Here is a 20,437-nt window from a genome sequence, read left to right on the forward strand (position 1 = left end):
GGGCTTCCTCTAGAGGCGCCTTCACTTTGATTTATGTAGACAAGGATGATGCTGAATGATCAGAACATGGAAAAACCGTTTCAGACAATCGATTCAGCTACGGCTTACCGGTTATTTTATTCTGATCCTTATCCCCCTCGTTGTGATATCCACCTTTTCGAATCATCGCTCGCGCACGATTCTAAAAAATCAGATTGGCGTTCGTACGCAAAGCGCCATGCAATCCGTCGTCCATTATGTGGACCTTACGATGCAGGGGGTGTATGAGCTGACCACGGTCCTTGCGAACAATTATGATATTAACCGCAGATTCGAATACGCCGGTAAAGTGCTCACGCCGCAGTCGATTTTGGATTTCCAGTGGATTGATCAGCAAATCTCCGCTATCTCCTCTGTTAACCGGATGGCTCCGAAGGCGTCCCTATTTCATTATGATTCCGGCATATTATTGTCAACCACCGGATATCAAAAAGAACAGAATCCGGAGCAGCTGGAATGGGTCAAGCAGGCCATCGAAGCCGATGGGAAAATCACGTTATTCTTCCCGGAAGAGAACCGGTACAATGCGAACCATATGATAGACCCGATCTATAACGAGAACGTCATGGTGGTTATGAGGCGGATGAGTTTGCTCAATCCTGAGCGGAACAAAAACATCGTTATCCTGCCGCTAAGCAAGGATTATTTTGTGAGCCAATTGAGGCGTTTGCTTCCAAGCAGCCGGGCAGAGGCTTTTCTGTTTACCCAGGACGGGAAATTAATAGCTACGACGGCAAGCAGCACCGCGACTCCTCCCTCCTGGCCGGACGAAGGCAAGGATCTGATCGCAGGCCATCTCCCGGGCTACCCTGAGCGAATGCTTATGGTTCGGGTAACCTCACAGGACTCGGGCTGGAAACTCGTCATGGTACAGCCCGAGAAGGATATTTTGCAGGAATCGCATACGTTGCAAGGGTGGACGTACTTGATCATCGCCGTAAGCGTGTTGATATCGTTATGGATATCGTGGATCGTTTACAGCGGCATATCCAAACCGATGAAGAAGATGGTAGCCGCGATGAAGGAAATGAGGAGGGGGCAGCTCGATACCCAGATCATCCATCGAAGGGAGGATGAGTTCGGGTATGTCATGGATACGTTCAATCATCTGGCCAGTGCGCAGCGGCACCTGATCGAAGATGTGTATGAGAAGCAGATTTTACTGACGAAGACAGAGTTTAAATTGCTGCAGTCGCAGATCAATCCTCATTTTCTGTACAATACGCTGGATTCGATCTATTCGGCAGCGGTATTAAGCGACGCCGACGATGTGGGAGAGATGGTCATCAATTTGTCCAAGTTTTTGAGATACAGCCTGGGTAAGGGAAAGGAACACTACACGGTCTCGGAGACGTTTAACCATCTGACCTATTATATTAAAGTGCAGCAGAGACGATTTGATTTTGAAGTCACTTATCGGATGGGAGAAGGTACGGAAGATATCCTGCTGCTTAAATTGCTGCTGCAGCCGTTAGTGGAGAATGCGATTTTGCATGGGCTTGAGCGCAAACACGGCGGCCGGGCACTCGAAATTTCTGCAGTGAACGACGGGGAATGGTTCGTTGTGGAAGTAAAGGATAATGGTGTTGGAATGGCTCCGGATCGTCTGCAGTATATTCAACAGCAGCTGGATGGAATCTCCATGATGAATTTGGATCTCTCAGCGGGAAGGGACCGGATGGACGCGGAATTATACGGTTTGAGAAACGTGAAATCAAGGCTGAAACTGCACTACGGGGAGAAGGCAGATCTAGTGATTGATAGCGATGAACTGGAAGGAACGCGTATTCGATTGTATATACCACGGGTTGAATGCGGAAGTATCCGGTACATGGAGGGGGACGGGGCATGAATTTAATGATCGTGGAAGATGAGATCGGTATCCGGGCAAGAATGGCGGGAACCATCCCCTGGGAAGAGAACGGCATCGACGTGGTTGCTCTTGCGGAGAATGGGAGTGAAGCGCTTCAAATGATGGAACGTACCCGCCCGGATATCATTGTGCTGGACATTCGGATGCCGGAAATGGATGGACTCACATTGGCGAAGCGGATTCATGAGTCCAACGAAATGGTGAAAATGATCATCCTCAGCGGTTATGAACATTTTGAATATGCGCGTTCTGCCATGGAGTCCGGCGTACTCAAATATCTGATTAAGCCTGCAAGCAATGAGGAGATCCTGCAGGCCGTTCTGGAAGCGTCAGCTATCCTGAAAAGCGAGTTGGAGAAGCGGCATAACTATGAGATGTTGGTCTCGAAATGGAAGAATCATCTGCCGAGACTGCAGGAAACTTTTTATAATAATTGCATTTCCGGTGCCTTTGCCGATTGGGAATATGAAAGCCGAAGCAAGGAATTGTTGATTCCGTTTGAAGCGGAACGACGATTATCCGTTGTTGTCTTGGAGCCGGATCCATTGATTGACGGGGGGAGATTTCGGGCAGAGGACACGCCCTTGCTTCAATTTTCACTGCGAAGCATTGCGTTTGACGTGATATCAGGCATGGATTCCGAATTATTTCAGGATGCGAAGGGCTCTACGGTCATTATTTTTCATAGCAGGCCGGAGGAGGTCCCAGGTGAATTCCAGCTTCGTGTCAGCTTTACCACAACCAAAGTGTTGTCCATGTTAAAAGAGTGTCTGAAAGTGACAGCAAGTGCGGGAATCAGCAGTACCGCGACCGGACTGCGGCATCTTCCCATGTTATATGCTCAGGCTCAGCATGCACTTCGGAAAAGAGTCGTATATGGACATGACCTTGCAATACCTTATGCGGATGAACTGGGGGAAGATGATTCGGCGAATTTAACGATTGCTTCTGATGAAAGAGCACTTGAAACAGGAATCGAGCTTGGAGATATTCAAAAAGCGGAAGCGGCGCTTGATCGATTGTTGGAGAAGGTGTTCGGGCATGCTTCCGCGGTAGAGGAGGTACAGGAGAAGCTGCTTTATCTCATGCATGGTTTGCTTCGCGTCATTCGCGAACAACAGTGGAACCTGCGCCAGATGGTGGGGGAGGATGCCGTTTATTTTTACAGTGTGCTGAACCTTCATTCAAGGGAACAAATTCAGCAAACCCTGCACCGGATCGTACGTAAGATTACGACCCATTCGCAAAAGCGCCCTCAGCAAAGCGGACATAAATTGATTCAGCGTCTGCTCGTCCTTGTCGATGAGGAAATCGGTCAGGACTTAAGCCTGAATTTGTTCGCGGATCGGTTATATGTAAACAAGTCCTATTTAAGCCGACTATTCAAGCATGAAGTTGGTGAGTCGTTCTCCCAATATGTGCTTAAACGCAAGATGACGCTGGCCAAGCAATTCATCCAGGAGGGGGGACAGGTTGGACATGCTGCGAGACAAGTAGGGTACATCAATAGCGGTTTTTTTTCAAAGGTATTTCAGAAGTATTGGGGGGTTCTGCCGAGTGAGATTAAGCAGAGTTAGAGATCAGATTCACTCACCCAAGAATAGTTGAATGAGGGGATTCACGTGTAGGGCCAACCGTTAAGAAGGGGTTGGTCTTTTTTTGCTGTGCTATGAAAGAAGTCAATAAGGAAGTCATAAGTTCATAATATTTCATTACATGAAAAATTCATAATAGAAAAATTCATCACCCATCCTTACTTAACATCTCTTAGTTTTAGCATAACCTCTTCGTTACCTAGCACATTCCTACTCTAAAAAGGGAGGTATGAAGCGGAAAAAAGTCAATATGGAAATATTTCCCCCTGCTAAAGATGAATGTCCCCCTTTGAAAGCAATAGGGCTTGGAATAAAATTCTGGTAGACAGCAAGTGTTTGCATCAGGTTCTGAAAACATACTTAGGGGGATTAGAAATGAAAAGGACTTCCATGTTACTCATGAGTGTCATGCTGCTGCTCTCCATGTTCCTCGCAGCCTGCGGAAACAGCGGTGGCACCAACACTCCTGCCGCTGAAGGAGATGCGCCGAAGACGGAAACAACTCCGCCGGCGGAAGAGAAAAAGGATGAAGCCGCTCCGGTTTCGCTTCGCGTGTTCTCGACCTTTGGAGGAACTGACGCAGCTCGCGAAGCCTTCCAGGCCGCGTTGGATGAATTCACGAAAGAGCATCCAAACGTAAAGATTGATAACGACACCATGTCAGCAAATGATGACGGTTTCAGAACGAAAGTCAACACCGATATGAACAGCGGCAACGAGCCAGACCTGTTGTTCTACTTCATCGGGGCTGACGCAGAAGGGTTCGTCAATGCCGGCAAAGTCGTGCCGCTGAACGAAATTCTCGACGCTGACGCTGACTGGAAGAACGGATTCATTCCGGATGCGCTTGAGCTTGCGAAGCAGAAAGACGGCAACATTTACGCTGCACCATTGACCGGTTTCTACGAAGGCTTGTTCGTTAACAAAAAAATCTTCGAAGAAAACGGTCTGGAGCTCCCAACCGATTGGGCGAAGCTGACCACAGCCGTTAAGGCATTGTCCGCAAAAGGCATTATTCCTTTGTCCGTACCGTTTGACCAATCGCACTACCTGATCGAGCATACCATTTTGTCTGCGGCTGGTCCTGAAGGACAAAATAAAGGCCTGCTCGATGGCATCGATCCAAACTGGGAAAAAGCTTATGCCGCTATGAAAGAATTGTATGATCTTGGCGCATTCCCTAAAGATGCCGCAACGATCGACCTGAGTATGTCCGGCAACTATTACAGCGAAGGCCTGGCAGCCATGACCATCGAAGGATCCTGGGCCATCGGCGGCTGGAGCGACGATACTCGCGACAATTCCACGGTTGTGCCATTCCCGACGGTTCCTGGCGGCGTTGGCAGCGGCAATGATATCGTAGGCGGCTTCGGTTCCGGCTTCTACCTCTCTAAAGCCACTTATGACGATGCAGCCAAAAAAGAAGCAGCCATCGCATTGCTGAAACACCTGACTTCCCCGGCGTCCATTCAAAAAATAGCTTCGGCTAACGGCGGCACACCGGCTGCTGACGTTGAAGTGACCGGATTGCCGCAAGTAGCACTCGACGGTTTCGCTATGGCAGCAAAAGCAGCCTCCATCAGCGCACCGGTTGACAGTAAAGTTTCGCAAGAAACGTTCGGTAACCTTCGCGCCAGCGTTCAGCCTGTAGTGGAAGGCAAGAAAACTCCTACTCAAGCGATCGAAGAAGCGAAGAAAACCGAGGATGCCAACAAAAAATAGTTGTTATCAGAAACGGTAGAAATAAAAGTGACGTACGCCGCCCCTCTGCTTTCATTCGGGCGGCGTAGTCATTTCGGCATGGACGATGAAGAAAAATAAACATCAAGGGTGATTAATATGAAGGGTGATCGCAAGTACATTGTGCTGTTTTTATTACCCGCAGCGGCCATCATGACAATCTTTCTATATTATCCGTTCTTCAAGAGTTTGTATCTCAGCTTTTATCGCACAAGCGGCTTTTTCGACAAAAAGTTTGTGGGCTGGGCAAACTATGAGAGACTCGTTACGGATAAGCTGCTTGGCGCTGCAACGCTGCACACGCTGGAAATTATGCTCTATGTTATCGTGTTCCAGGTGGGAATTGCGCTAGTGCTGGCCGTCCTGGTAGATAACATATCCAAGCTGAAAGGGTTCTATCGAACCGTATTCTTCTTCCCGGTGGTTATATCCGGTACGGCTATTTCTTTGTTGTTTGTGCTCTTCTACAACTACAACTTCGGTTTGCTGAACAACTTGCTGGCGAATTTCAACATCGAGAAGGTATTGTGGCTGGATGCGAAAAATGCGCTTAAAGCGGTATCGATCCCAACGGTATGGCATTATGTGGGCTTTTATTTCGTTCTGTTCTTGACCGCCATGTCCAAAATACCTTCGGATTATTATGAAGCCGCAAAATTGGAAGGAATCACGGGCCTCAAAAAAACAACGATGCTTACAATTCCGCTTATCATGAGTGACATCAAGGTCGTCATTACCCTTGCCATTACGGGTACGTTGAAGGTGTTCGAGTTCATCTGGGTCATCACGAGCGGCCAGAACGGAACCGAGGTGCTGGGGACGTACATGTACAAAAAGGCCATGGTGGACCAGAACTTTGGTTACGGATCGGCGGTTGCGATATACATGGTGGTCTTTGGCGTGCTGCTTGCGTTGATAGCCAACCGTTTGTTGAAAAGAGACGAGATTACATACTAAGCATTATAGGGGTGTACTGTTATGGAGCCAACCATCGTCGTTGAACACAAAACTCAGCGCGTTAGGAAGCGTCGGTTTAGTCTAGGCACCACGTTGATGTACGTGATTTTGACAGCGTGGTCCTTAACGACCATCTATCCGTTATTCTGGATCGTGAACAACTCGTTCAAAGTATCCCGCGATGTGATGAATAATTCCTTTGGCATCGCCTGGGAACCGGTATTTGTTAACTATCAGAACGCATTTGACCGCATTAATATCGGAAGAAGTTATATCAATAGTTTGGTGATGTCCTTCAGCACCGTATTCTTGGTATTATTGCTTGGAGGATTAGCTGCTTACGTATTGTCCAGGTTCAACTTTCGAGGAAAGCGAACCATTTATTCCATTTTGTATGCGACGCTGCTGATTCCTGCGTTTGCAACCGTGGTTCCGGTCTATGAGCTGCTTATCAAAACCAGTCTGGTCAATACATACTGGGGTTTGATTTTTCCGCAAACGGCAGGCAATCTGACGTTTGCGACCTTGGTTATTGCCGGTTACATGGCAACCATTCCGAAAGAACTTGAAGAAGCGGCATTCATGGACGGCTGCAACCGATGGCAGATGTTTGTGAAAATCTTCGTTCCGATCTCTCAGCCCGTATTCGCGTCGGCAAGCATCTTCGTGTTTATGTGGTCGTATAATGATTTGTTCTCGGCATTGATCTTTGTGAACAAAGAGAATGTTCGTCCAATCGTTGCCTTGCTCAATGAGATCAGCTCGCAATACGGAACGGACTTTGGTCTGATGGCGACGGCCGTATCATTGACGGTTATTCCGGTTCTGATTGTATATCTGTTTATCTCGAAATATATCCAGAAAGGTCTGACCGAGGGAGCCGTCAAAGGTTAAGGAAACGGCGAACTCAACGAATAGGCAAGTCAAGAGGGGACATGAAGTCGCCTGTTTGACTTGCCTATTCGTTGTTAGGTTTCATACGAGTATTAAACTGCAGCGAGCGTGATCGGTCAATTATGGCGAGGTGAGATTATACTCGATCAAGCGGGAGAAGCCGTTTTCTCCATGGCCGGCATGGATTGCTTTTTCGGCAATTGCTTTTGCTGCGATTAAGACGCTGCTATCAATTCCATGATGTTCGGCAGCGTGGATGATATGCTCCATACTCGTTACATTCGAGATTAGGTTGGAACTGTCCCCAGGGTAAACGCCCCGATCCGCATCATGCGCCATATAGGTCATGATATCCGGCATAATGCGAATGATATTGTGCGCATAAGGGGCGATGTCTTTCGCAGCGATGTTCTCCGCCCGTGCAATGGCCAGCGCGTGCACATAACCGCTCATGGCTGTCCAGAACACATCTAGCAGCGCCACGTCATATGCCGCTGCACGACCCGGATCCTCGCCCAGGAACGAAGCGGTTCCGCCCAGGCTGGCGAGTATACGATGATGGCTGCGATAAACGTCTTCGGGCCCGCTGTACAAAATGACGGCCGAAGGCTCCCCAATCGTAGGTATCGGCGTCATTATGGCGCCATCGATGTAGTCAATTCCGTTGTGGTAAGCCCATTCCGCCATTTCCCGCGCACGTTCAGGTACGTCGGCTGTCAGGTTTATAAGCGTTTTTCCTTTCAATGCACTTGTCTCAGAAGACAGAACGGCGTTCACCGCATCATAGTTGAGCACGCAGATGATAATAAGCTGACTGGCAAACACCGCATCCTTAACGGACGGAGCTAGCACGGCACCTTGCTTTACCAGCGAGTCAGCCTTTGCCGATGTCCGGTTCCACACCGTTGTGGAATGGCCGCTCCTGATCAATGCACCGGCCAGGGCTTGCCCCATGGGTCCAAGCCCCAGCACCGTTACGGCGGTTTGGCTGCCGTTTGCCGGCGTTTGCCGAGTTTCAGTTTCGAGCATTTGTTCTTGATGTTGTTTCGATGGTTTCATTGTATACCTCCTTAAGGATTAGTTTCGAATACAGTGTAGACCTTGACACTAATGACAAGGTCAACGATTTTTTACTACCCTTGAGGAGGGAATAATATTTCAACATATGAAAAATTCATAAAAGTACTAGTAACACGTTCTACCATCAGTGGAGCATGCTTACGGCTGAACCCGAACTTATTGACAAACGAAAGAGGAAAAAGCATTGAAACTAACTAAAATAAAGTTGTTGACAATAACATAGTTAAATGTTAATTTGTATATACAAATGAGAGGTGGCTGGATATGAACATCGATGATTCCATTTTAAGCTCGTGCCTGTTTTTTACGTCAAATCGGTTTGCACGATCCATGACCAAGATGGCGGAGGATGCATTTGCAAAAGCCGGCTTATCCCCAACGTACTCCTATGTGCTGGTGGTGATCCATCAATATCCCGGAATTACGCACAAAGAGCTTAGCGATAAATTGTCGATTGCTCCATCCACAAGCACCCGATTCATTGATAAGCTGGAGGAGAAACTTCTGGTAAAGCGCAAATCCGAATGGAAGGAAACGCATATTTTCTTGACGGACGAGGGGATGGCGTTATACCGGGAGCTGAACCAATATTTTGAAAAGTTATACGGAGAGTATGTTTCCCTCTTGGGGAAGGAGCATAGCGAACAGTTAGCGAAACTTCTCCATGAATCCAGCGAATTGCTGAAAAGGGGAATGTAGCCTCTGTCTTTTTCACCACTCATTTGTACATACAATTGATAAGGAGAGATTCGAAATGCAGATTGGTATTATCGGTGCGACAGGGAAAGCGGGAAATCTGATTCTCAAGGAGGCACAAGCACGCGGTCATGAAGTAACGGCGATCGTGCGTAATGCATCCAAAATCTCCGATTCCAGCATAAACATTTTGGAGAAGAACGTGCTGGATCTGACCAGCGCCGATCTTCAGCGGTTCGACGTTGTCGTGAATGCATTTGGCGCGGCGCCTGGGCAGGAGACTCAATATGTGGAAGTAGGCCGGGTGCTGATACAAGCACTAAAAGGCACGGATACCAGACTGTTTGTTGTCGGAGGAGCCGGCAGCTTGTTTGTGGACGAAGCCAAAACGCTTCGACTTTTAGAAACGCCCGATTTTCCGAAGGAATATTATCCGACGGCATTCCATGCCGGCGAGAATTTGAAGGACCTGGAACAAACTTCGGATGTAAAATGGACGTATCTTAGTCCGGCAGCGTTCTTTAATCCGGAAGGTCGGCGAACAGGGAGTTATCAGGAGGGCAAAGATCAAGTCATTGGCAACGCCAGCGGTAAAAGCTACGTCAGCTATGCCGATTACGTCATCGCGGTGCTCGATGAGCTTGAGCAGCCCAAACATCTCAACGAGCGCTATACGGTCGTTTCCGAGGCTTAACAGGCCCGGACATGCGGCCTTCATATAGATCTTTGAATAAGCTGGTTTCTTAACTGAAATCAGCTTATTTCTTTTTGATTATGTTATTTCAATATATGAAAAATTCACAATAGAAAACACCTCATGCGATATCTAGCTACATCCTCTTAAATACAGCCCGACCACTTACAAAGCAGCCATGATAAAGGTTTAAACAAGGAAAAACTCCCATTACGATATCGCAATTCAGTCATCAATAAGTATTAGATAAGATGAGTCAAAACAACCTGCAAACAACGGATATTGCATGCAAGTTGTTTTGAACGGTGCTTCTGTTGGCTGTCCTTGTTGTTATCCGTCTGATTCACAAGAAACGAATATTGATATCGCGCAGGCGGCCGGGAGACATTTTCGGCATCTTAATTTGAAGCGTAGGCTGTCTAAAGGTCGCAACGGATTGCGCAGGCAGTATGGGGACGGGTAAAGATATGGTTTGGTGTTGTTCTTTTGGCAAGCCGTTGATTTTGATCTGCGTCCGGTTCAGCTGAATCCATAAATTTTCGGGATGGATGCGTTTAGGCACATAACATTTCACGATCAGAAAGTTATGAGTATCTAACGTTTCATAGCGAAGCGAATGCGGGTCGGGAAGAATTTCATTTCCGGCAGTCGCTTTTCGTATCGTATCCTTTACATAATCCTCAATGATCGTCGGATCCAGCTGATAATCTTCATTGAGATGATTCAGATCCTTAAATGGAAAGGAATTGTTGTTAAAGAAAGAGTCCTGTGTCAACCAGTCCGGCTTTTTGGATCTTGAGCTCACGATAATCCCTCCTACGTTCTTTGTTCCAGTGTATGGGCGAAGGAATGTTATAGTGACATCTGGGCATCCGACCACATAGAATAAATCCAAGCGGACGATTTTGAACAAAGAGGTGGAATTGTGGTTTCAATTATCGGCAATATGAAAATCGTAAACGTGGGCCCCAGTTCTACGGTACTAGTTGGAAATACAGGAGTAATCGATTTAAACAGCACGACAAAAGCTTATTCCGGCGCCAACTCGTTCACCACCGGAGACAGTATTGGTACGAATATAACTAATAACCAAGCCAACAGCACGAATACATTCGATCCAGACCTTATTGATTCGCCTAATGCTTAATTAAGGTTGTGAGCCCCAGTGAATCTAACGATACATCAATGCATTAATATACAGCAGCTTCGGGTTGACGCGGTGACCAATTCCTCGGTGCTTCAGATTGGAACCGCAGGTGAGATCCGCGCATTATCCAATATATATAACACGGGCGGTTTTACGGGCCCTGCTCCGGAGTTCGAGCCTCCGAATAATATGGCCCCCCTGGTTCCGTTACCTGCGCCGATTGAAGATCTATATCGGCCAGAATGAGGCTCATATCATACGCATACAATCATTAGGGAGCGGGGGGAGATGCTATGTATCAATACCATATCCAGCAATTGTTCCATTGCCTTCAATCCCAGACGGAGCAGCTTAACAGAATGGAACAAATGCTAAAGGAAATACGTAATGAAATAAATCAATTACAGCAGGGCAATCAAAAGTCGACGGATCACGTCGAATATAATTTTGATTTATTGAAAATCGAAAAATTGGAAGGAACCTTAAACATTGGACTGACGCCCTCAGATGGGAAGTCTCTGGGGGATATCACCGTCAATGGCCAGCCGGCAGAACAATTACAGGCGGTAGCTGCCGGAAGGGATCTTTACTCAAACATACATCAGCAGGTATCAAGCCACTTGGAACATGCCGTGCCGGCGCGACTCGAGCAAATGAATCCCCAGTCCAATCACGAACTTGGAGATCAATATGCTGCGGTGATGATAGAAGATATCCGAAAACAACTCGGAGATCGTATCAACGTTTACTTACAGCAATACCACTCGAACAGTACCGAGATAAATCCAGGTGATGTTGAGCAAATGATCGCTAATCAAATGAAAAAAGAAATCGATACGGCAGTCGAGCATCATCTTCATAATTTGCAACATGGAAAGAGGAATACGAATGAAAATGACGGTCATCAATAAAGAGCTCCGGGTTGGTTCGATCCGTATTACGGCGATCTCCAGCTCATCCGTGCTGTTGATCGGAGATACCCGGGTCATTAATAGCAGTTCCATCTACGACACTCCTTCCGAATCCCTGCAGATCACCCCGCTCGTTCCGTTATCACCGGCTACCGCACCATGAAGCGCCATGTACTCGTTGATAACGTATATATCATCAATATCTCTAATAGTTCGGCGTGCATCTGCGGCGAATCGGGACATATCGATGCCTATACCCGGGCATTGGCGATTCAACGTCAAGTTCCGGTTTTTTTTGAGGACGAAGGCAATTATGAGGACTATCCGATTTTTTCGAGATCCATACCTGCATGGCAGCTTCCGTCAGAAGTAGACTTAGACGTTATACATGACCATAAAACGATTCATGTGGGATGCCTGGACGTGATATCGACAGCGTCTGCATCGGTTGTGCAGGTAGGTTCGAACGATACGATGGAATTGGAATCAAGGGTGAAGGCGATCAGGCACTTTATTACGGATGCGTCCCAAGAATTAAAGGATTATAAAGGCGTCATTGTCAGAAAGAGCCCACGCTAGTGCGGCAAAAAACAGGAGGAGCTTCATAAGCTCCTCCTGTTTTTTTGCGGTCTGAAGATTATTCTCCTTGCTGGTGGGCAGCCTCGTCTTTAATCTCTTCCCGGAAGCCGGAAATACTCTTTTCGCGACGAGCATTGCGGTCTTGAATCTGTTCTTTCTCGCTTGCGGGGATCTCATCCCCGAACTCCTGAAGATAATCTTCTGCCTCGCGGAAGTTCTCGATCGTGTTTTGGACGGCCTGCTGCAGATGTTCGACATTGTCTTCGCGATTATCAGGTTTAGCCATGAAAGTTCACCTCCTTGTATGTAATGATCTTGCTCATTCGCACACCTCAAAAGTCTTCCATAATCGAAACATCCTTATGCATCTGAGAATGACGCTATCAAAAAAGCTACAGTATTGTAAATTTTGCAAGCCGGTTCTTTACATTTCCGTAGGATGTAATATGTTATAATGTCGAAAAAGCAGACTTGCCGGCATGACATCGAATAAGAGGAGGAAGAATTCTTGATATCTAGACGTTTTATATTCTGGCTCGGTATGCTGATGATGATTGTATTCATGTTAGCAGCCTGTACCTCAGAACCGATAAAACAACAACAGCAAACTTCTACTGTAGAAGACCCTCCTGAATCAATTGAAGATGAAGAAGAAGGTCAGACCATCACACTAGTAACGCCGGATACGGCCATGAAAGCACCTGAGGAAAAAAGCAAATATCAGATACATACACGGTTGACGGATTTCCATCTGCTCAATGAGTCAACGGGGATTGCTTGGGGGATCACGAACACAGAACTGCGTCTCTATCAGACCGAAGATTACGGTGAGACCTGGGTCGATATCTCTCCATCATCCAATGTCCAATTCGTTGATAAGCTGGAGTATGGGAAAGACATCGTGTTCACGGATAAAAATCATGGTTGGATTATACGAAACAAACAGAGATCGGCCGAAACGATCCTGCTCAATACGACCGACGGGGGCGGCAGCTGGAAGCTCTCTTCGCTTCCGGAGACGGGAGTCGTTACGGCAATGTCCTTCGTTTCATCCCAGCAGGGATGGATTATGGCAAAAGGCGATCTCTCCCGGGGATCGGAAGAGAAGTCGCTGTTTCACACTAGCAATAATGGCGGAGTATGGGATGAGATTATGCAGAATACGGAGTATCCGACATCCCGAATTCCGGGAAGCGTCATTCCGCGAACCGGATCCGTCATCGGATTAACGTTCACGGATTCGCTTGTCGGGTTTGCGACCATCCGTGAAATGCAATCTTCCAAGTTGTATATAACACGTGACGGAGGACAGAAGTGGAAGTCTTCCGGCCAAGTATTCAAAAGCAAGCTGCTGGATGCGTGCGGTTCCGTTTTTGCCGGGACTCCCAAGTATCTGGGCAAAGGTGGAAGCGGAAGCGAGATTTATATACCGGTTACCTGCGTAAAGGAAGATCAGGCGAACTATTTGGGTTACTTTACGGCCGATACGGGGAAGTCATGGAATTTGGTGTCGTTCCCCATGACGGGAAATAGCGGGAAGGGGACCATCCAGCCTGTCTTCCGTCGTCTGCATGACGGATGGAGAATGGTGAACGGCATCGTCTATCATACGAGCGATATGGGCAAGACCTGGACACCATTCCCTAGAAGCAAGCTGTTGTCCGATAATCTTGCAAAATATCCGAATGTGGTCAAATTGCAATTCACATCGTCGGATGTCGGCTGGATGCTGATTGAAACGACGGACAAAAACCGATCGCGCCTGATGAAAAGCAGTGACGGCGGCGTAACCTGGCAGGGGTTGTAATACCGACTAATAACCTACAAGCAGGATCTGATTCGCCAATCGAAAACTATCTCGATGACGAAGGCTTTATCGGCTAAAACCAACGGTTCCGATAAAGCCTTTATAAACATATTATATTGTGAAATTAATCACAAATAAAATTCAACCTGTATGCTACTATAAAGATGTAATCAGGTACGTCAAAATGTTTGGAAGGGGACGATCCTTATGCATACCGATCAAATGACGATAAATTTCCTTCGCTTGTGCTACCATTGCGATGATGCATGTTTATGTCAGACGGAGGAGCAATGTCTGGCTTGCTGGAACGAGCAGGACATGGCATCGCAGGACCATGAAATGACGGGACAAGAAGAAACGATGAAGTGGATGAGATTGGCTTACGATTAAGCGGGTATGAACAAGATGAAGACAATGAATGGATCAGGGCGTTATAAGGTTCCGTGAAGAAGCTGATGACTGGCAAAGTGCCGGCATCAGCTTTTTTTGATGCTCCCAGAAAGGGACAAGTTCTTTAAAATTTCAATCAAACTTTCCATGATGCATGAGTTAAATTGTCCGACATAAAGCATATACATATTTCAAGACAAGGTGGAGGGGGGGAGCCGTATGGGATCGGGGTCAGATTGGATGTTCGATTTTTTCGGCAGCGTTATGCCCGTGTTTTTCATCGTCGTCATCGGGATCATTTTGCTGTCGGCCGGTAAGGGAATCTTGCAATGGAGTCAGAATAACCGACAGCCTTTGCTATCGGTCGATTCCAAAATTGTGAGCAAGCGAACGGAAGTGAAACATACACAGCAGACGGATGATACGATGTCGAGCCGTACTCGTACCACCTATTATCTGACATTCGAAGTGGAGAGCGGAGATCGCATGGAATTTGCCGTAAACGGCGAGGAATTCGGCATGTGCGCGGAAGGGGACGAGGGACTGCTTCGTTTTCAGGGAACCCGGTACTACGGATTCGTCAGGCACCCCAGAGCGCATCTTCATGTGGTCCGGGGTTATGAACAACCTAAATAAGAGGCTGGTTCATTTTATGACGCCTTCTCCTGTGGTATATAATGTAGGAGAAGGAGGAGCTGCCTATGAAATTTCAGGATAAAACGGTGGTGATAACGGGCGCTGCGAACGGGATAGGCCGCGGATTGGCTGAGGCTTATGCGGCTAGCGGAGCTCGAGTGATAGTAAGCGATGTTCATGAAGATCAGGGCAATCTGGCGGCAAACACCTTGAAGGATCAAGGATTTCATGCCGTCTTCATCCCCTGCGATGTGAGGAAGGAAGAAGAGATTAGACGCCTGATGAACCAAGCGGCCCAATATGGGGGCACCATCGATATCTTAATAAACAACGCAGGGGTCTCCCGATGGAAATCACCATATGAGCTTACGGTGGGAGAATGGGACGACGTAATCAACACGAACGCCAGAAGCTGTTTTTTGGCTACCCGCGAGGCTGCCGCATATATGAAAAAGAGTGGGAATGGCGGGGCTGTCGTCAATATATCCTCCACGCGTTCCATCATGTCCGAGCCGAATTCGGAAGCCTATGCGGCTTCCAAGGGAGCCATCGTTGCGTTGAGCCATGCCATGGCCGTTAGTCTGGGGCCCGATGGAATTCGGGTGAATTGCATAAGTCCGGGCTGGATTGAAACCGGGGATTATGAAGAGCTTCGATCCAAGGACCATAAGCAGCACCCTGCGGGTCGGGTCGGGATTCCGGCCGATATCGCCAAAGCCTGCTTTTATTTTACCGATCCGGAGAATGACTTTGTAACAGGGTCCCATCTGGTGGTGGACGGCGGCATGACCCGCAAAATGATATATGAACCTTAACTTGTTGCGGATAAAATAAAAAAGGATCGTCTCCTCGGGGACGATCCTTTCCTGTTTATAACCCGTATTCGCAAAACAGTGGCGAATATCTCAATATAGCCGCTTGGACTTAACGGACGGTTATAGCCATGGAATCCATCTTGCCGCTCGTCCGGTCGGTTACGCTGACAACGGCAATTCCGCTTTGATTCGCGCGGGCAACTCCCTGTGCGTTAACGGAGATGATATGGGGGTTGCTGCTGCGATAGCTGAGTTTGTCGAGGGATTCCTTGCGGCCATCGGGGTGAAGAAGTTCAGCCCGAAGCTGCTGCGTTGTCTTGGAAGTCATTAGATCCTTGCCCAGCAGCCGGAGAAAAGGCTGATTTCCATCGAATGCGGCCGTGACAGGGAGCGTTTCAACGAATCCGTAACGTTGGTCCTTAACCGAGATCGCAGCGCTTCCCGGAGATATCGCCTTCATCCGTCCGGTTGAACTCACTTGAATGATATCCGGAGCATCGGATGTGTACGTCAGCTCTTCCGCCTGTTCACGCATCCCGCCCGGAAAGCCGTACCATGCTTCGATTTGTCCCGATTCGCCCAGTTTGAGCTCATCTGAAGCTTCCACGCGCATCACGATCGGTGCTAGCGGGTACACGCCGACTTCGGTGAAGCTATTCCACGGGTTGGCATTATTTCCTTTGCCCAGTATCCGAATGTATCGGGCTGTCGTTTGCTCCACAAGAAAAGTTTCAGGCTGCACAGTCGTGCCGGAAGTCAGCCCATTCTCGTAGATGGTCGACCATTCTTCGCCATCGACGGAGGCAAGAACATCAAACCGGTTTTTACGGGTATCCCCTAAATATATGGCCAGCGAAACAGCGCCCACTGGCTTCGGCTCACCCAGGTCAAGCTGTACGTATTCCGTACCCGGCGCGGACCAGCGAGTGCTCAGGTTGCCGTCGACGGTATGTTCCGGAATGTTCGCCGATTCGGGAACGGCGCTCGCGGTAACATGCCGTACCTGATATTTTAGATGGTTCGGCGGTTCGCCTATGGCCGGATTCCGGGTGAATTTGATGGTATATCTATTGCTCAGATTCGGTTGAGCGTCGTTCTGAATGACGATGGTTGCCGTACCCGGAATCGTATCTGCCTGATCAATGGCCACGGCATGATCCGCTTCGGCCGTCATCACAGGCGGAGAGGGAGCATCAAACGGAAGTCCGACTTCATAATACGTGACTTCTGGACGAAACCCATGGAGCGGCATTCCGTCCATTAATAAACGGTTAGCCATAGGTCGGGCTGCCGGTTCGGGCAGATCGCCGTCAGGTATGGTCCATTCCAGCAGGGGAGTAAACCCCGTCTCCGCTGGAGGTATCGGATCGTTTGCGTATAAAGGAACCATGCGAACGGACAACCGGACATTCTGGACGTGCTCCAGGTGTATGGTCAGCTTGCGCATGCCTTCGTTGCTGGATTGGCCATCCGGATTCGGGGAGGTGGCCAGCGGCGCTGCATCCATGACGGAGAACCGGGCACCGGCCGGTCCTTCGACCAGCTCAACATACAGCCGCTTATCCTGTTGTGAAAGAATGGCGGCGCGTCCATTCGCAACAATCTCCACGTCCGCTCCGGTGTGCATGAACCAATACAGCTCTGAAGGAAGCTTCAGTTTCATCTCATCCTGGACGACCAGCTCGCGTCTATCGGCAGAGAGTTTCATTCCTCTTAACATCTCGCCTGCGTCTTTCCGGTACAGGTCGGTCATATTCAGAATCGTATAGGCTCCTCTTGGCTTCGATTCCTTTTTTATCGTAACGGCTGTGCCGTAAGGCTCTTGCTGAACAATCGGATTCTGGACGGGATTGATGACGATGGTATTATGTCCCTCGGTTTTTTTGCGGTAATACGTCCAGCGATTATAATTGTAATCCCAGAAGCCGGGCAAGCTGTAGGATTCGTTCCCCAGATCGGATGCCCACCTTACGCCCAGCGCGTCAAAAACGAAGGTACCGCCATCCAGATCGTTATGGCTTCGCATCGTTTCGTTAACGCCTTTCATGGAAGCAAACAAGGCATAGGGATCATCCCATGCGCTCCGCATGGAGGCCGATTCAATGCCGGTGAAGAAACGATCCAGCTCCGTCGGAACCGTTTCAAACATGCCAGGCTCGTAAAACACCAGATAGAGAGGGTGGAAGTAGCCCTTGCGCTCATACAGATCGCCAATAAACCAGGCGTATTCAGGTTTGTTGAAGAACGAGGCGAACCATAAGGATTCATACATGTTGTAGCTTACACCGCCATCATAAAAATTGAACACGCCGCCTTCGCCGAGCAAATGATACGGATATGCACCCGATGCCTCGTATCCCGGCAGCAAGGAAAGCCCAAAATCGGTACCCAGGCTTTTATTCAAGCCTTGAATATACATGGCCAAGTATTGGCCTCCATAATGCCAATAAGCAGGACCTTCCGGCCAAGAACCGTCCTCGGTATAGTGACGAAGCGCATATTGCAGCTTCTGAAACGTGCTCTGGATGACTTCCAGCGCCTGATCCTCGGTCTCAGGCTCATCCGCAACGGTTAACGCAAGCAGGCCAAGGCCTCCGTTGTCGACCAGGTTAATGTTATTGTGCTCCCCGTTATGGCGGAATTCCCCCCGGTACCAATCGAGCGCGACAGCAAGCGCATGATCTCGAATCGCCGCATTCAATTGGGCTCGCTGAGCTTCATTCAAATCGTCGTATATCCAATCGTAGGCCAGCGCAACGGCAAAAGACAATTCGGACAAGGCAAGGATGTTATTGGTTCTGCCGCCCCAATCGGGGTAGTGCGTCATCGCCTCCAGTTCCTGCCACGCACGTTCGGCATAACGGGATTCGCCGGTCAAGCGATACATGAGCGCGGTCGGAATCAAGCGGTCGCGTAGCATGTAGGCATTGCCGCCATTAGGTTGGTAGGTTAGCGGCGAAGTTCCAAGGACGGGGTCCGCTTGATTTCTCAAGAGTTGCATCCACTCCGTCATATAACGATCTCCGCTTGCCAGCAATTGCTTGGAGCGGTTCAAATCGTCCGTGGATGCGAGAAGGCGCGGATGGGAACGGGCGGATGAGGCATGACCGTGTAGCGATTCCGAAATTCGATCTGCCGTCGGCCCGACAAAGACCAGCATATCGCTTTCCGTACGTCCGCCACGTCCATCTTCAGCCGATACGCGAAAACGGTCGTACCCCAGATAGTTTTCATTGGGAGCATATCGATAAGTACCCTCGGCATCCACTTGAACCGTGCCCTGTGCCGGCGGTGCTTCAAGTTTCCATGCGATCGGATCTCCATCCGGATCCTCCGCTTTCGTGAACTGGCCGGAAAGGGAAGTATTCATCGTCGTATAACCCCATTCCAAATCCAACAGGGGAGCAGCATTCACAGGAGTAACGTGGATCGTGCCCTGGCCGAATTTGGCGCCGCCCGTATCAGCCTGCAGGGCAGCAAACTGGAAGCGGTCCGTACCGCTAAAGCCGCTGTCGGGATAGTAGGTAAAGCTGCCGTTCTCCTTTACGGTAATCATGCCGTGCGCAGGCTGGGAGATGAGGAGATACGTAAGATCGGCACCGCTGCTGTCGCGCGCGGACAATTGCCCGAGCAAAGCTTGGCCTTGAGCCGTTTCGCCTTCGTAATCGTCCACCAGCAAGGTGTCCGGCGCATTGACGCTGACCGCCATTGAGGCGGTATGAGCACCGTCATAAGTCGCTGCCGTTACGGTTGCAAGTCCTGTGGAAAGGCCGGTTACGTCGCCTTGATCCGTCACTTCCACGACTTCCGGCTTGGACGCAGACCACTGCAGCTGAGGGGGAGGTGACGAACCTGGCTCATAACGGACGGAAGGTGTTATGGTCTCTCCCGTATTCAGATAGGCCACATCCGGTTCGATCGCGATGGATTGAAGCGGCTCCTCAACCAACACATCGTCGAACCAAGCTTTGCCCGTTCCGGTTTCCAGAAACAGCTCAACGGTCAATAGGGGCGGTGAGGCTGCATTATGCGGAACGGTGAACAGCTTCTCCATATACGTCCAGTCTTGGGTGCCCTTGAGCGTTCCGACATGAACCAGCACATTGCTGGTGCCGGTTCGTTTCATTTGATATCGGATGAGCGCGGCATTGCTGACGGATTCCGTTTTGACCCAGCCGCTGATCCGATACGTTTTCCCGACCTCTACCGGGATGGACTGGGTTATGGCTGCCCGGCTGGACGTTCCTGCGGGACCTTCGATGCTGACCGATTGTTTCCCGGATTTGAATATTCCCGAATCTACTCTCAATATGGGCGAGCCTGTTGGAAGCCACTGTCCCCAATTTGCCGGCTTGATTCCGCCTGACCAACTGGCCCCCGCCTCAGTTGCCTCAAAACCGCTGTTCACAAGCAAACCCTCCTGTACCTGATCTCGTTCGCTCTCTGCCCATGCTAATGGGGGCGGCAAAAAGCCATGAAGCCCCGTAATCAGCATGAGTACAATCAGAGCCATTCGTTTCACATCCATTCCCTCCCGACTGATATCGATTTCCGGCCATGAAACCGGAACACTTCCATCGTAGA

20 protein-coding genes are annotated in these 20,437 nt (G+C 49.1%); 16 read left to right on the top strand and 4 right to left on the bottom strand.

Annotated elements, in window-relative coordinates:
* Positions 1–55: 55 nt before the first annotated feature.
* The 5 genes from GYMC10_RS12210 to GYMC10_RS12230 all read left to right on the top strand — a co-directional run bounded on the left by GYMC10_RS12210 (position 56) and on the right by GYMC10_RS12230 (position 7,098).
* The gene (locus tag GYMC10_RS12210) at positions 56–1,891 is read left to right on the top strand and encodes a sensor histidine kinase (RefSeq protein WP_015734732.1); all 1,836 of its coding nucleotides are present in this window, start codon (positions 56–58) and stop codon (positions 1,889–1,891) included.
* Positions 1,888–3,489, top strand: a complete 1,602-nt coding sequence (locus GYMC10_RS12215; protein WP_015734733.1) for a response regulator — start codon at positions 1,888–1,890, stop codon at positions 3,487–3,489. Before GYMC10_RS12210 ends, GYMC10_RS12215 begins: the two co-directional genes overlap by 4 nt.
* Before the next feature lie 393 nt (positions 3,490–3,882).
* Complete coding sequence (locus GYMC10_RS12220; RefSeq protein ID WP_015734734.1) at positions 3,883–5,229, top strand: ABC transporter substrate-binding protein; 1,347 nt, start codon at positions 3,883–3,885, stop codon at positions 5,227–5,229.
* Positions 5,230–5,346: 117 nt separating this feature from the next.
* Entirely contained in the window at positions 5,347–6,204 is an 858-nt protein-coding gene (locus GYMC10_RS12225; protein ID WP_009589479.1) for a carbohydrate ABC transporter permease, read from the top strand.
* A gap of 21 nt (positions 6,205–6,225) precedes the next feature.
* Entirely contained in the window at positions 6,226–7,098 is an 873-nt protein-coding gene (locus GYMC10_RS12230; protein ID WP_009589480.1) for a carbohydrate ABC transporter permease, read from the top strand.
* Between the two features lie 120 nt (positions 7,099–7,218).
* Here the strand turns inward: GYMC10_RS12230 and GYMC10_RS12235 are convergent, their stop codons facing one another.
* The gene (locus tag GYMC10_RS12235) at positions 7,219–8,157 is read right to left on the bottom strand and encodes an NAD(P)-dependent oxidoreductase (RefSeq protein ID WP_015734735.1); all 939 of its coding nucleotides are present in this window, start codon (positions 8,155–8,157) and stop codon (positions 7,219–7,221) included.
* Between the two features lie 285 nt (positions 8,158–8,442).
* On the opposite strand from GYMC10_RS12235, the gene GYMC10_RS12240 reads away from it, so the two are divergent.
* Complete coding sequence (locus GYMC10_RS12240) at positions 8,443–8,877, top strand: MarR family winged helix-turn-helix transcriptional regulator (protein ID WP_015734736.1); 435 nt, start codon at positions 8,443–8,445, stop codon at positions 8,875–8,877.
* Positions 8,878–8,932: 55 nt separating this feature from the next.
* On the top strand, positions 8,933–9,568 hold the full coding sequence (locus GYMC10_RS12245) for an NAD(P)-dependent oxidoreductase (RefSeq protein WP_015734737.1): 636 nt from the start codon (positions 8,933–8,935) through the stop codon (positions 9,566–9,568).
* Between the two features lie 343 nt (positions 9,569–9,911).
* Here GYMC10_RS12245 and GYMC10_RS12250 read toward each other — a convergent pair whose 3' ends face one another.
* Positions 9,912–10,373, bottom strand: a complete 462-nt coding sequence (locus tag GYMC10_RS12250) for an Hsp20/alpha crystallin family protein (RefSeq protein WP_015734738.1) — start codon at positions 10,371–10,373, stop codon at positions 9,912–9,914.
* 120 nt (positions 10,374–10,493) lie between these two features.
* Between GYMC10_RS12250 and GYMC10_RS12255 the strand changes: the two genes are divergently transcribed.
* The 5 genes from GYMC10_RS12255 to GYMC10_RS12275 are packed head-to-tail and all read left to right on the top strand — an operon-like array spanning position 10,494 to position 12,205.
* Positions 10,494–10,715, top strand: coding sequence for a spore germination protein (locus GYMC10_RS12255; RefSeq protein WP_009589476.1), 222 nt, complete (start codon positions 10,494–10,496; stop codon positions 10,713–10,715).
* An 18-nt stretch (positions 10,716–10,733) separates the two neighbouring features.
* Positions 10,734–10,961 (top strand): spore germination protein GerPB, encoded by a 228-nt coding sequence (locus GYMC10_RS12260; protein ID WP_015734739.1) that lies wholly within the window; start codon positions 10,734–10,736, stop codon positions 10,959–10,961.
* A gap of 47 nt (positions 10,962–11,008) precedes the next feature.
* Positions 11,009–11,626 (top strand): spore germination protein GerPC, encoded by a 618-nt coding sequence (locus tag GYMC10_RS12265; RefSeq protein WP_015734740.1) that lies wholly within the window; start codon positions 11,009–11,011, stop codon positions 11,624–11,626.
* Positions 11,604–11,789 (top strand): hypothetical protein, encoded by a 186-nt coding sequence (locus tag GYMC10_RS12270; protein ID WP_015734741.1) that lies wholly within the window; start codon positions 11,604–11,606, stop codon positions 11,787–11,789. The genes GYMC10_RS12265 and GYMC10_RS12270 overlap by 23 nt, the downstream gene beginning before the upstream one ends.
* Positions 11,786–12,205, top strand: a complete 420-nt coding sequence (locus GYMC10_RS12275; RefSeq protein WP_015734742.1) for a spore germination protein GerPE — start codon at positions 11,786–11,788, stop codon at positions 12,203–12,205. Before GYMC10_RS12270 ends, GYMC10_RS12275 begins: the two co-directional genes overlap by 4 nt.
* 58 nt (positions 12,206–12,263) lie before the next feature.
* Here the strand turns inward: GYMC10_RS12275 and tlp are convergent, their stop codons facing one another.
* Positions 12,264–12,491: a small acid-soluble spore protein Tlp gene (gene tlp / locus GYMC10_RS12280; RefSeq protein WP_009589405.1), complete on the bottom strand. Its 228-nt coding sequence runs from the start codon at positions 12,489–12,491 to the stop codon at positions 12,264–12,266.
* Positions 12,492–12,713: 222 nt separating this feature from the next.
* Between tlp and GYMC10_RS12285 the strand changes: the two genes are divergently transcribed.
* The 4 genes from GYMC10_RS12285 (at position 12,714) to GYMC10_RS12300 (ending at position 15,853) form a co-directional block, all read left to right on the top strand.
* Positions 12,714–14,012 carry a YCF48-related protein gene (locus GYMC10_RS12285; RefSeq protein ID WP_015734743.1) on the top strand — a complete coding sequence of 433 codons (1,299 nt, stop codon included), beginning with the start codon at positions 12,714–12,716 and terminating at the stop codon, positions 14,010–14,012.
* Positions 14,013–14,219: 207 nt separating this feature from the next.
* On the top strand, positions 14,220–14,402 hold the full coding sequence (locus GYMC10_RS12290; RefSeq protein WP_015734744.1) for a hypothetical protein: 183 nt from the start codon (positions 14,220–14,222) through the stop codon (positions 14,400–14,402).
* A gap of 219 nt (positions 14,403–14,621) precedes the next feature.
* Positions 14,622–15,038: a DUF2500 domain-containing protein gene (locus tag GYMC10_RS12295; RefSeq protein ID WP_015734745.1), complete on the top strand. Its 417-nt coding sequence runs from the start codon at positions 14,622–14,624 to the stop codon at positions 15,036–15,038.
* Between the two features lie 65 nt (positions 15,039–15,103).
* Complete coding sequence (locus GYMC10_RS12300; RefSeq protein ID WP_015734746.1) at positions 15,104–15,853, top strand: SDR family NAD(P)-dependent oxidoreductase; 750 nt, start codon at positions 15,104–15,106, stop codon at positions 15,851–15,853.
* A gap of 109 nt (positions 15,854–15,962) precedes the next feature.
* Here GYMC10_RS12300 and GYMC10_RS12305 read toward each other — a convergent pair whose 3' ends face one another.
* Positions 15,963–20,366, bottom strand: a complete 4,404-nt coding sequence (locus GYMC10_RS12305; RefSeq protein ID WP_261979742.1) for an Ig-like domain-containing protein — start codon at positions 20,364–20,366, stop codon at positions 15,963–15,965.
* Positions 20,367–20,437 lie beyond the last annotated feature (71 nt).

Origin of the sequence: Paenibacillus sp. Y412MC10 (assembly GCF_000024685.1) — a bacterium.
In the GTDB taxonomy this organism is placed as follows: domain Bacteria; phylum Bacillota; class Bacilli; order Paenibacillales; family Paenibacillaceae; genus Paenibacillus_AQ; species Paenibacillus_AQ lautus_A.

Coding starts and splice junctions, on each gene's coding strand:
- GYMC10_RS12210 (WP_015734732.1), top strand. CDS start 56: ATGATCAGAACATGGAAAAACCGTTTCAGACAATCGATTCAGCTACGG.
- GYMC10_RS12215 (WP_015734733.1), top strand. CDS start 1,888: ATGAATTTAATGATCGTGGAAGATGAGATCGGTATCCGGGCAAGAATG.
- GYMC10_RS12220 (WP_015734734.1), top strand. CDS start 3,883: ATGAAAAGGACTTCCATGTTACTCATGAGTGTCATGCTGCTGCTCTCC.
- GYMC10_RS12225 (WP_009589479.1), top strand. CDS start 5,347: ATGAAGGGTGATCGCAAGTACATTGTGCTGTTTTTATTACCCGCAGCG.
- GYMC10_RS12230 (WP_009589480.1), top strand. CDS start 6,226: ATGGAGCCAACCATCGTCGTTGAACACAAAACTCAGCGCGTTAGGAAG.
- GYMC10_RS12235 (WP_015734735.1), bottom strand. CDS start 8,157: ATGAAACCATCGAAACAACATCAAGAACAAATGCTCGAAACTGAAACT.
- GYMC10_RS12240 (WP_015734736.1), top strand. CDS start 8,443: ATGAACATCGATGATTCCATTTTAAGCTCGTGCCTGTTTTTTACGTCA.
- GYMC10_RS12245 (WP_015734737.1), top strand. CDS start 8,933: ATGCAGATTGGTATTATCGGTGCGACAGGGAAAGCGGGAAATCTGATT.
- GYMC10_RS12265 (WP_015734740.1), top strand. CDS start 11,009: ATGTATCAATACCATATCCAGCAATTGTTCCATTGCCTTCAATCCCAG.
- GYMC10_RS12270 (WP_015734741.1), top strand. CDS start 11,604: ATGAAAATGACGGTCATCAATAAAGAGCTCCGGGTTGGTTCGATCCGT.
- GYMC10_RS12275 (WP_015734742.1), top strand. CDS start 11,786: ATGAAGCGCCATGTACTCGTTGATAACGTATATATCATCAATATCTCT.
- tlp (WP_009589405.1), bottom strand. CDS start 12,491: ATGGCTAAACCTGATAATCGCGAAGACAATGTCGAACATCTGCAGCAG.
- GYMC10_RS12290 (WP_015734744.1), top strand. CDS start 14,220: ATGCATACCGATCAAATGACGATAAATTTCCTTCGCTTGTGCTACCAT.
- GYMC10_RS12295 (WP_015734745.1), top strand. CDS start 14,622: ATGGGATCGGGGTCAGATTGGATGTTCGATTTTTTCGGCAGCGTTATG.
- GYMC10_RS12300 (WP_015734746.1), top strand. CDS start 15,104: ATGAAATTTCAGGATAAAACGGTGGTGATAACGGGCGCTGCGAACGGG.
- GYMC10_RS12305 (WP_261979742.1), bottom strand. CDS start 20,366: ATGGCTCTGATTGTACTCATGCTGATTACGGGGCTTCATGGCTTTTTG.